Below are 11,143 nucleotides of genomic sequence, written 5' to 3'. Positions count from 1 at the left end.
CGGAGTGCCCGAAGGCACCGTTTATTCCGAGAGGCAACGCAACTGAAAACCGTGGCCGCGGTGATCCGAGTAGCCGGGTCGGAGGTGTTGCGAACTGAAATCCAAGTCCACGCCACTCGTGCCGCTTGTAGAGGAAGACCAGTTGAACCCGAGGCTGCCGACGAGCACCGGATCGCCCGAGAGCGCGTGGCGGTTGCCCGGGGCGCACCCACAGGGTGTTTTATTGGCCGAGTCTGTCTTCCGCGCGCCTTGGGAAATCTTGTCAAAACGCACGGGTGCATTTTGACGATTTCCCTTTTAAGGCGTCGGCGCGCGGTGCCTTCGGGCACTCCGACAGGGGCGCCTCTACCCTAACAGGATGGAACTGCCCTACGCGGGCGGCGTCCGGTTAAAAAGGCCAAGAGAACCCTAATAAAACGCCCGGTGGGCGCCCTGGTGGGACGGAGCGATGCTTGCGCATCGCTAAGACAGCCTCTGCCCTGTTTATTCCGAGAGGCAACGCAACTGAAAACCGTAGGCGCGGAGATCTGCGTTGTTGGGAACGAACCAGATGGTTCCGAAATGCAAATGTACGCTATAAGTGCCACTGACAGCAGAAGACCAACTGTAACTTCCATCGCCGACATAGCCCAATACGCCCGTATCCCGACGGCGGTAGCCCGGGGCGGGATTGGAACGGGTTGCACTCCCAAAGGGTCGCCGAATCGCCGGGGGATTTTCAAGGGGGATGTAATTCCCCCTTGAATGTGTTCTTTGCCTACTTTCTACCACATAGTAGAAAGTAGGGGCCCCCGCGGCCCGAGCGGAACAAAGAAAAGAGATTGATATAGAACTCAAAAACGGACAGCCGTCTGACGTTTATCGGATAAACCGGCTTCGTCCGCGCGCCTTGGGAAATCCAGTCAAAACGTGCCGGCACATTTTGACGATTTCCCTTTTAAGGCGTGGCGCGCGGTGGTTTGAGGGTACTGCCCTTACGCCGGGCGGTGCGTGCCGCACTCCCAATGGGCCGTGTCTGCCCTAAAGGAATCGCCGGGGGATTTTCAAGGGGGATGTAAGTCCCCCTTGAATGTGCTCTTTGCCTACTTTCTACCACATAGTAGAAAGTAGGGGCCCCCGCGGCCCAAGCGGAACAAAGAAAAGAGATTGATATAGAGCCCAAAGACGGCCGGCCACCTGACGCTTATCAGGTAAACGAGCTTTTTCCGCGCGCCATGGGAAATCTTGTCAAAACGCATAAGTGCATTTTGACGATTTCCCTCTTTATGCGTGGCGCGCGTTAAGTCGCCCGCGGCAATTCTTGCCGGATTGGCTCGCTGCCAATCGGCAGAATATGCCCTTTTTGGCGGGCGGGCGACGGTCGAGCTTTGAGCCGGATAGAACTGCCCTTACGCCGGGCGGGCAGTGCGTGCCGCACTCCCAATTGGCCGCCTTTACCCTAACCGGATAGAACTGCCCTGGCGCGGTCGGCGTCCGGCTAATAAGGCAAAGAGAACCCCAATAAAACGCCCGGTGGGCGCCCCGGCGGGACGGAGCGATGCTTGCGCATCGCTAAGGCTGCTTCATCCCCGTTTATTCCGAGAGGCAACGCAACTGAAAACCGTGGCCACGGTTGACCGCACCGCTGGGATTGAGGCTTTGCGCGGTGAAGTCCAAGAACATGCCGTTAGTCCCGCTAACAGCGGTCGACCAACTGTATCCGTAGCGACCGACGTTCATCAGACTGTCTAATCGTCCATAGTTTCCTGCGTCGCGGAAGCCCGGGGCGGGGGCGTGCCGCACTCCCGCATTGGCCGCCTCGGCTCCGGCACCCTAAGGCCGCCTCGGCTCCTCAAATCGCAAGAACGCAGCGGGAAACCGAGAAAAACGGTAACTTTGCAAACATGGTACGTCAGATATTCAAAACCCTCGGTCTCCTTGCGATTCTTTCGGGACTCGTCGCATGCAGCGACGTGAACGACCAAAACCGCCTCTCCGTCTACCTGTGCGACGCTCCGGCCGATTACACCGCCCTCGACTGCTATGTGGCCGAAGTCGCCGTGCGCGCTGGCGACGGGGCGTGGCAGACCCTCGAAATCGCCGACAGCTACCTGCCCCTGATGAACCTCGTGAACGGCAAGATGCAGCTCGTCGCCGAGGGGACGATGCCGCAGGGAGCGTCTTATGACGCCGTCCGGATCCTCTTTTCGACCGAAAACGCCACCGTGCGCGTTCTCGACCAGAATCTCCCCCTGGCCGTCGATCCGGACGATGCGGCCGTCGTCGTGCCTTTTGCGACCCTGACCATGGACGGCCCCAATCGGCCCCTGCTGTTCGATGTCGACCTCGCCGCTTCCGTCGTCGAAGACCCGGCCGCCGAGAGCGGATACCGGTTCCGGCCCCGGGTGACCTTCGTCGATACCGATCGCTGCGGAGTGGTGCAGGGAGGCTTGCAAATCGGAGAGAGCGCCCTCTCGGGACGCATGCGGATCGAATTTATCGACCCGGCCACGGGGAGCGTCGTCGCTTCCACCTACAGCTCGCTGAATCCCGTCGGAGCCTTCTTTATGCGGCTCCTGCCCGGCGAGTATATCCTCCGTGTCGATCCGCGCGCCACGAGCGGCATTCGACCTTATTCTGAGCCCATTACCATCGTATCGCAACAGATCACCGACCTCGGAAATATCGTTCTGGAGCGGGAAAACTTATAGCAATCTGTTTCTCAGGACTCTTTTATGCACCTCCTTCGGTCTCTTCCGCTTACCCGCCTGCTCGCGATCCTCTCGGTCGTCGGGCTGACGGCTTCATGCCGGACGATGCGGTATGTGCCGGAGGACAGATACCTCCTGCGGCGGAACATCGTCGAGATCGAAGGCGTGCATAAAGCCTCGCGACGCGAGCGCGTGCTGCCCAAAGATCTCATGCCCTATGTCCAGCAGCGGCCCAACAGCCGGTTGCTCGGCGTGGGGATCTACCTCGGGATGTACAACCTCACCGACACCGCCAAACACAGCGGCTGGCAGCGCTTCTGGCGCGAAAAGGTCGGCGAGGCCCCCGTCATCTACGACCCCCGGCAGGCCGAGCGGTCGCGCCAGATGATGCAGGTCTACCTCACCTCGCGCGGCTATCTGGACGGCACCGTGACCGACACCGTCGAATACGCCCGCCGGAAGCGGAAAGCCACCGTCCGTTACGTGGCCCGCGAGGGGAAACCCTACGTCGTCTCGCAGATCCGCTACCGCATCGAAGACGACTTTCTCGAACCCATCATCCTCGAAGACACCGCCTCCGGCCTGCTGAAAATCGGCATGATCTACGACCGCGAGCTCTTCGACGCCGAACGCGAGCGCATCAGCGTCCGGCTCCAGAATATGGGTTTCTGGAGCTTCAACAAAGGATACGTCACCTATACCGTCGATACCGTCGGTTTCGACCACGCCATGCGGCTGACCGTCCACGTGCGGCGGCGCGTCGCCTATATGGATGCCGAGGGACGGCCCGTGCTCGAGAACCATCCGGTCTATCGCCTCGGCCGGATCGTCGTCAATACCGACTACGACCCCACCCGCTCGCCCGAAGAGCTCGAACGGATGCCTTGGGATACCGTGCCGTATAACGGCATCGACATCCTCTACCTCGACAAGCTCCGCCTGCGGGAGTCCGTGCTGGCCGGCGCCCTGCGCCTCTCGCCCAACGAACTCTACGACCGCAGCAGCGTCCAGCGCACCTACGACAACATCCGGAACCTGCAGTACAGCGCCAACATCCTTTTCACCGAGCTGCCTTACGACACCCTCCATCCGGTGGAGGTGACCCGCGTCGGCGAACGCGACGGCGGGCGCGTCGTATCGACCACCGAACGCAGCCTCGGCTGCCTGATCCAGTGCACCCCCAATACCCGGCAGAACTTCAACGTCGACGCCGAAATCTCCACCACCGCCGACTACTATTCCACCGCTCTGAGCCTCGGCTACCAGAACAAGAATCTCTTCCGAGGGGCCGAAAATTTCACGGTCAATTTCCGCGGCGCCTATGAATTCATGAAGAACAAGGGGCGCCACAACTCCTATGAGTTCGGCGTGAACGTCGGCCTCGACATCCCGCGCTTCCTGCTCCCCGTCCGGGCCGACAAACTCGCCAAGTTCCCGCTCCAGAAGACCAATATCTCGGTCTCGTACGACATCCAGCGGCGGCCCGACTACGACCGGACGATCGCCGGCGGAACCTTCGGCTACTCCTGGGTGTGGCGCAACGGCGGACGGTTCCAGATCAATCCCGTGGATATCAATGTGGTCTCCGTGCCGTGGATCGATGCCGACTTCAAGAACAGCATCGAGAATCCCTACCTGCGGAACAGCTACGAATCGCAGCTGATCGCCGGGCTCTCGGCCGGGTATTATTTCCAGACCGACCCCAACCCGAAAGCCGACAACCTCTCGATCCGCCTTGTGGGGGACATGAACGGGAACCTGCTGCGCGGGCTCACCTCGTGGCTCGGGAAGCGCACCACCATCGACCTGGAGGACTCCGACCGCGAGAGCTACTACAAGATCTTCGGCATCCGGTTCGCCCAGTACGCCCGGCTGAGCCTCGACCTCAGTCAGCGTATCAACCTGACCACCACGACCCAGCTGGCCTGGCGGTTTTTTATCGGCGGCGGCGTGGCCTACGGCAACTCGACCACCCTGCCGTTCGAGCGGCTCTACTTTGCCGGCGGCGCCAACAGCATGCGGGGCTGGCAGGTGCGGACGCTCGGGCCGGGCGAGAGCCTCTACAAGCGGGAGACCTATCCCAACCAGTTGGGCGACTTCCGGCTGGAACTCAACCTGGAGTACCGTTTCGCCGTGTTCGGCGACTTCGGGATGGCCGTCTTCGCCGACGCCGGCAACGTCTGGATGAACGCCAAGGGATCGCCCGCCTCGGCCCGGTTCCGGTTCGACAGCTTCTACAAAGAGATCGCCCTCGACGCCGGACTCGGATTCCGGTACGACCTGGGTTTCGTGCTGTTGCGGCTCGACTGGGGGATGAAGCTCCACAACCCTAATGTGCCGCGGCCCGAGCGCTGGCACAGTGGCTTCCGGCTCAAGGAGACGGCGCTCCATTTCGCCATCGGGCTCCCGTTCTGATCGCCCTCTTTTTTTCGCCGGCGCGGCATCATCTTCCGCAATAATTCGTACCTTTGCCCCGTTCGTTACGACGGACGCCAAGACCCGTGGAGAGATTTGGTCGATTGCAACCACGCGAAAAAATGCTAAAGCACACCTCTTTTCGACGGCCGTTTCCGGGCCGGACTTCTCGTGAGCTTTCCCCCGTTTTTTCGTCGGTTTCTTGTCGGTCGGGCCTCTTCTTCGGAACCGGAGAACCGAATCTTTAACTGTAAAATATACCTGTCATGTCATACCTGTTCACCTCGGAATCGGTGTCGGAGGGACACCCCGACAAAGTGGCCGACCAGATCTCGGACGCCATCCTCGACGAATTTCTCCGCCACGACCCCGAATCGAAAGTCGCCTGCGAAACCTTGTGTACCACGGGGCTCGTCGTCGTCAGCGGCGAGGTCAAATCCAACGCCTATGTCGATATCCAGAACACCGTCCGCGGCGTGATCGAACGGATCGGCTATACCCATGCCGACTATATGTTCGAATCCAAATCGTGCGGCGTGCTCTCGGCCATCCACGAGCAGTCGCCGGATATCAACCAGGGGGTCGAACGGGCCGAACGCGAGGAGCAGGGGGCCGGCGACCAGGGGCTGATGTTCGGCTACGCCTGCCACGAGACCAAAGAGCTCATGCCGGCTTCGCTGATGCTCTCGCACATCCTGCTGATGGAGTTGGCCGACATCCGGCGCGAAACGCCGTCGGCGATGCCCTATCTGCGTCCGGACGCCAAATCGCAGGTCACGGTCGAGTACGGCGACGACCACCGGCCGCGGCGCATCCACACCATCGTCATTTCGACGCAGCATGATCCGGAGGCGACGCAGGAGCGGATCGAGGCGGACGTGCGGAATATCCTGATTCCGCGGGTTCGGCGGCGGCTCGAAAAGCGGGGCAACCAGCTGTTGCTGAGCTTGCTGGGCGACGACTATATCCTGCACGTGAACCCGACGGGCAAGTTCGTGATTGGCGGGCCGCACGGCGATACGGGGGTCACGGGGCGCAAGATTATCGTCGATACCTATGGCGGCCGGGGGGCGCACGGCGGCGGGGCTTTCTCGGGGAAGGACTCTTCGAAAGTAGACCGCTCGGCGGCCTATGCGACGCGCCACATCGCCAAAAACATGGTGGCGGCGGGCATCGCGGAGGCGGTGCTGGTGCAGGTGGCCTATGCGATCGGTATCGCGCGTCCGGTGAGTGTCTTCGTGGACACGTTCGGGACGTCGAAACTGCCGGCTGCGGTCTCGGACGGCGAGATCGCGGCGAAGATCGCGGAGCTGTTCGACCTGCGCCCGGCGAAGATCGTCGAACGCTACGGACTCAAACAGCCGATCTTTCTGCCGACGGCCTCTTACGGCCATTTCGGCCGGGAACCGTATGTGGAAAACGGGGTCCAGTTTTTCGCCTGGGAAAAACTGGACGAGGTCGACCGTCTCCGCACGGCTTTCGGCCTCCGGTAAAGATATTTAACCGTTCGAATCTTTGTGTCTACCCGCATGGAACTGCCGCTTTTTGAAAAAAGCGGCACCAAAAATTTTTAGATAGCTACGCTACTCCTCAGGCTCCGCAATCCTCATTCTTCGAGCGTCTTTTGGGTCGGGGTTGTAGCGCGCTAATGCGAGCTAAACCTTATTGCGCGCTACAACTCCCGGCCCAAAGAAGCGTCCGAGGTTTGGGCCGCCGGCAGCTTTAGGATGCGTAAGCATCCTCTAAAGTTTCTTTGGTTCTTTCTGTTCACAGAAAGAACAGTACCCTCCCGGGCAAAGACAGAAATACGAAGATTAAACATGTTTATGGAAGAGCAGATACAGGCCTGTGTGGCCGTTTTGAAGAGCGGCGGGACGATTCTTTATCCCACCGACACCGTGTGGGGCATAGGGTGCGACGCCACCCATGCAGAAGCCGTGGCCCGTCTTTTCGCCCTGAAGCGGCGGGACGAGGCCAAAGGCATGATCGTGTTGCTCGACCGTCCCGAACAAGTCGTGCGCTGGGTGCGGGACGTGCCGGCCGTGGCATGGGAATTGTGGGAAGCCGCCGAAGGGGCCGAACCCCTGACCCTGATTCTGCCCGAAGGGCGCGGACTCGCCGAAAACCTGCTGCCGCCCGAGAAGAGCGTCGCGATTCGGCTGGTGCAGAACGAGTTTTGCCGGCGCGTGATCCATCGGTTGGGACACCCGCTGGTTTCGACCTCCGCCAACGTGAGCGGCGAGAAGACCCCTACGACCTATGCCGAGATTTCCGACGCGATTCGGAACGGCGTGGACTGGGTGGCCGACCCCGCGATGGAGGAGCCGACAGCGACCCATCGCGCCTCGTCCGTGATCGCCCTCGACACCGACGGCGGATTCCGCATCGTGCGGCAGTGAAATACAGACTAAAATACACGAACCACGATGATTACCACACCCATCCAGCTCCGATTCAACGACATCGACATTCAGGGGCACATGTATAACGGTCAGTATCAGCATATTTTCGACCTCGGGAAGAACGAATATTTCGAACGCATACTCGGTATCGAACGGATGGACGGCCCGCAGACCGTCGTGACCGCCAGCTCGACCACCAACTTCTACGTTCCGGTCGGGATGAAAGACCGGATCGCCATCCGCACCGGCATCGAACGGGTCGGGACGAAGAGTTTCACCGTCTTCCAGGAGATGATCGACCTCGACACCGACACCGTCAAGGCCGACAGCCGGACGGTGCTGGTGGGGTGGAACGCCGTGACGAAGGAGAGTTTCGCCATTCCCGACGTGTGGCGCGAAAAAATAGCGCGCGAAGAGCGGTTTCCCCGATAAAAATGTCTACCTTCGCCGTGAAAACCGAAGTTTCATCAAACGCTATCCCTATGGGTGACGATCCCGGTGAGAATTACTGCTGTATCCTACCTGAACACGCTGCCGTTCATCTACGGCATCGAACAGCAGGCGGCAGTCTCTTCCTCGGCGGCGGCACAGTGTGCGGCCGGACGGTCGGAGGGACGGTTGCTTGCAGGGGGGGATATTGTCCTTTCGCTTCGGGTGCCTGCGCTCTGTGCGGCTGATGCGATTGCCGGGGCGACCGATATCGCGCTGGTGCCCACGGCGGTCGTTCCGCAGATTCCGGGATTCTCTATTTCTTCTGTTTTTCAGTCTTTTGTGTCGTCGGATCGTTCGTCGGCGACTTTTACACCTCGAATCATAACCGACTACTGCATCGGCGCGGAAGGCGCGGTCGATACGGTGGTTCTGTTGTCGGACACTCCGGTCGGAGAGGTGCGGCGCATTTATCTGGATGCCCATTCGCGCACCTCGGTGCAATTGGTGCGGGTGCTGGCGCGCGAGTATTGGCGGATCGAACCGGAGTGGGTGAGTGCGGCTTCCGGGGCGGACAATGTCGCTCCGCTCGCGGCGGACGGGGGTCGGCTCGGGCCGGGTGAAGCGGTGCTGGCCATCGGGGACAAAGTGTTCGCACTGCGGGCTGCGCATCGTTATGCTTATTGTTACGACCTGGCGCAGGAGTGGAACCGCTTTACGGGCGGACTTCCGTTCGTTTTCGCCGCGTGGGTGGCTTGTACGGCGGCGGGGGCGGAGTTTGCGTCGACCCTGAACGAAGCGTTGGCTTACGGAGTGGGGCATATCGCCGAGTCGATCACCGGGACGGTCAATCGTTCGCGGGATTTCGATCATGTCACGGCTCACGATTATCTGACGCGTGCGATCAAGTTCGGGCTCGATGATCGGAAACGGGCGGCGATGCGTCTGTTTTGGGAAAAAATCATCGCTCCCGGGTGACTGTCTTCTTCTGACCATCGTATGTAATTAACCGTTCGTTATTTTATGGGATCGAGGCTGGGGCGATTTTATGGGATCGAGGCTGGGGCGCGGCGGCCGCCGCGTGCGGAGCGCGGACAGAGAACGGTGCGAAGAATTGGGCTGAGCAGAAAAGTGGAAATGCGAAGCATTTCCCGTCCACGGGACGTGGGGCCCGGCCGGCCCGAGGCCAGTCGAAGCTCTACCGCGCGCCGCCGCTTAAGTAGGGAAATCGTCAAAATTGCCGGCACATTTTGACTGGATTTCCCCAAAGCGCGCGGACGGAACTTGATACCGTCGCCCGCCCGCGTAAAGAGGGATTTCACTCGTTTTGCGGTGAGCAAAATCGAGATGAAATCCCAGCGGGCGACGGTTGAGATGCCTCGCGCACGAATGAAAGTTCGACTCCGCGCGCGATCGCTGGAGTAGGAAATCATCCAAACGCGCATTTCGTGTTTGGATAAGATTTCCGTCAGCGCGCGGGAAAGCACTCCAAACGGCAGAAGTTGTAGCGGGCCGGTGCCAGCGAGGCCGGAAACGAGCTCTGTCGAGTTGCAGGCCTACGCCTGTGGTGGCTCCGGCCCGCGCGGTTCTTCGAACCGCAGGGGTTCGGTTCTGTTTTTCCGCGCGCCTTGGGAAATTCAGTCAAAACGCGCAAACGCATTTTGACGATTCCCCTTTTAAGGCGTGGCGCGGTGTCTTCGGGCACTCCGAAATGGCCGCCTCTACCCCAACCGGATAGAACTGCCCTGCGCGGGCGGCGTCCGGGTGACCCCGGCGGGACGGAGCGAAACTACGTTTCGCTGCGGCTGTGTCAGCCCAATAGGGTAGAGGCTGCCTGTTAGGGTAGACCCGGCCATTTGTGAGTGCGACACGCACCGTTTATTCCGAGAGGCAACGCAACTGAAAACCGTAGGCGCAACCGTTCGCGCCGCAGGGACTGAGCCACGCCACGCTGAGACCCAAGTTCATGCCAAGAGTACCGCTGACCGTCGAAGACCAGCTATAACCGCTTTCGCCGACGCCCACCAGTCCGCCATTGGCTCTCTCGCGGAAGCCCGGGGCGGTTCCCGCGGAATGCATTGTCGCCGGCTTTTCGCCCCGGCACAGCCGCCCGACGAACGAATTTCAACCACCGATTAACGGAGAAGAGAGGACGAATCCATGATTATACTCTACCTGAAATCCATCAACAAGATCATCCGCGATCCCGACCCCAGCGTTTTTGAGGAGTTGGGATACGACGATCTGCTGTGGATCGACCTCGTCGTCCCGACCGCCAAGGAACGCAAACTGGTCGAGAGCTTTCTCGACGTCAACCTCCTGACCCGTCAGCAGGCCGAAGAGATCGAAACCTCGTCGCGGTATGCCGAACTCGAAGAGTCCATCATCTGCAACACCACCTTCACGATCCTCAAAGAGGGCGGCTTCGAGACCGAAACCGTCTCCTTCATCCTGAGCGAAGGCCTCCTCGTCTCGGAGCGGAACACCGACCTCCGCACCTTCAGCGAAGCCAGCCGCAAAATCCAGATGAATTACCGGTCGTACACCACCGGCTACCACGTCCTGATCTCGATCCTCGAAGCCCGGATCGACCTCGACGCCGACATGGTCGAAATCATCTCGCGCCAGATCGCCACCCTCAGCGCCGCCAACAACGACGTGGACAAGAGCGTCGACAAGCAGGTGCTTCTGGACATCAACCGCCTGCAGGAGAACACCATGATCCTGCGCGAGAGCATCTTCGACCGCCAGCGGCTCCTCTCCGGCATCCAGCGCAGCGAACGCTTCCCGAACGACACCTACCCCCGCGTCTCGATCATGATCAAGGACGTCGGGTCGCTCATCAACCACGCCGATTTCAGCTTCGAACGGCTGGAGTTCCTTCAGGACACCTTTATGGGGCTCATCAACATCGAACAGAACAAGATCATCAAGATGTTTACCATCCTCTCGGTGATCTTCATGCCGCCGACCCTGATCGCCGGAATTTACGGGATGAACTACCGGCTCGCCCCGTTCGACGAGTGGAAGTACGGGTTTCATTTCGCCATTTTGCTGATGCTCCTTTCGATCGGCGCCACGCTCTACTTCTTTAAACGAAAACGATGGATGTGATGAGGCGTTTCTTGCTTTTTGTCACTCTGTTTCTGGGAATTGCCGGATGGACGACCTCTTGCGGGAGGTCGGATTATCCCGCCGCGTCGCAGC

The 11,143-nt window shown here is 60.2% G+C and carries 11 protein-coding genes; 7 read left to right on the top strand and 4 right to left on the bottom strand.

Annotated features, from left to right (window positions below):
- Positions 1 to 21: 21 nt before the first annotated feature.
- The 3 genes from QZ292_RS07500 to QZ292_RS07490 form a co-directional block, all read right to left on the bottom strand.
- On the bottom strand, positions 22 to 168 hold the full coding sequence (locus QZ292_RS07500; protein WP_294600084.1) for a hypothetical protein: 147 nt from the start codon (positions 166 to 168) through the stop codon (positions 22 to 24).
- A 315-nt stretch (positions 169 to 483) separates the two neighbouring features.
- Entirely contained in the window at positions 484 to 633 is a 150-nt protein-coding gene (locus tag QZ292_RS07495) for a hypothetical protein (protein ID WP_294600082.1), read from the bottom strand.
- A gap of 939 nt (positions 634 to 1,572) precedes the next feature.
- Positions 1,573 to 1,719, bottom strand: a complete 147-nt coding sequence (locus QZ292_RS07490) for a hypothetical protein (RefSeq protein WP_294600079.1) — start codon at positions 1,717 to 1,719, stop codon at positions 1,573 to 1,575.
- 164 nt (positions 1,720 to 1,883) lie between these two features.
- On the opposite strand from QZ292_RS07490, the gene QZ292_RS07485 reads away from it, so the two are divergent.
- The 6 genes from QZ292_RS07485 (at position 1,884) to QZ292_RS07460 (ending at position 8,914) form a co-directional block, all read left to right on the top strand.
- On the top strand, positions 1,884 to 2,690 hold the full coding sequence (locus QZ292_RS07485; protein WP_294600076.1) for a DUF4382 domain-containing protein: 807 nt from the start codon (positions 1,884 to 1,886) through the stop codon (positions 2,688 to 2,690).
- A 24-nt stretch (positions 2,691 to 2,714) separates the two neighbouring features.
- The gene (locus QZ292_RS07480; RefSeq protein ID WP_294600073.1) at positions 2,715 to 5,105 is read left to right on the top strand and encodes a BamA/TamA family outer membrane protein; all 2,391 of its coding nucleotides are present in this window, start codon (positions 2,715 to 2,717) and stop codon (positions 5,103 to 5,105) included.
- A 266-nt stretch (positions 5,106 to 5,371) separates the two neighbouring features.
- Positions 5,372 to 6,598, top strand: a complete 1,227-nt coding sequence (gene metK / locus QZ292_RS07475) for a methionine adenosyltransferase (protein WP_294600069.1) — start codon at positions 5,372 to 5,374, stop codon at positions 6,596 to 6,598.
- Between the two features lie 333 nt (positions 6,599 to 6,931).
- Positions 6,932 to 7,504: an L-threonylcarbamoyladenylate synthase gene (locus QZ292_RS07470; protein WP_294600065.1), complete on the top strand. Its 573-nt coding sequence runs from the start codon at positions 6,932 to 6,934 to the stop codon at positions 7,502 to 7,504.
- Between the two features lie 27 nt (positions 7,505 to 7,531).
- Complete coding sequence (locus tag QZ292_RS07465; RefSeq protein WP_294600062.1) at positions 7,532 to 7,939, top strand: thioesterase family protein; 408 nt, start codon at positions 7,532 to 7,534, stop codon at positions 7,937 to 7,939.
- Positions 7,940 to 8,005: 66 nt separating this feature from the next.
- Positions 8,006 to 8,914 (top strand): menaquinone biosynthesis protein, encoded by a 909-nt coding sequence (locus tag QZ292_RS07460; RefSeq protein WP_294600059.1) that lies wholly within the window; start codon positions 8,006 to 8,008, stop codon positions 8,912 to 8,914.
- A gap of 900 nt (positions 8,915 to 9,814) precedes the next feature.
- Here QZ292_RS07460 and QZ292_RS07455 read toward each other — a convergent pair.
- A complete protein-coding gene (locus tag QZ292_RS07455) occupies positions 9,815 to 10,015 on the bottom strand; it encodes a hypothetical protein (protein WP_294600056.1) in 201 nt (66 codons plus the stop codon).
- Positions 10,016 to 10,096: 81 nt separating this feature from the next.
- On the opposite strand from QZ292_RS07455, the gene corA reads away from it, so the two are divergent.
- Positions 10,097 to 11,050, top strand: a complete 954-nt coding sequence (gene corA / locus QZ292_RS07450; protein ID WP_294600053.1) for a magnesium/cobalt transporter CorA — start codon at positions 10,097 to 10,099, stop codon at positions 11,048 to 11,050.
- Positions 11,051 to 11,143 lie beyond the last annotated feature (93 nt).

It is taken from the genome of uncultured Rikenella sp., from assembly GCF_910577125.1.
In the GTDB taxonomy this organism is placed as follows: Bacteria; Bacteroidota; Bacteroidia; order Bacteroidales; family Rikenellaceae; genus Rikenella.
This window is presented reverse-complemented; position numbering and strand designations above follow the sequence as displayed.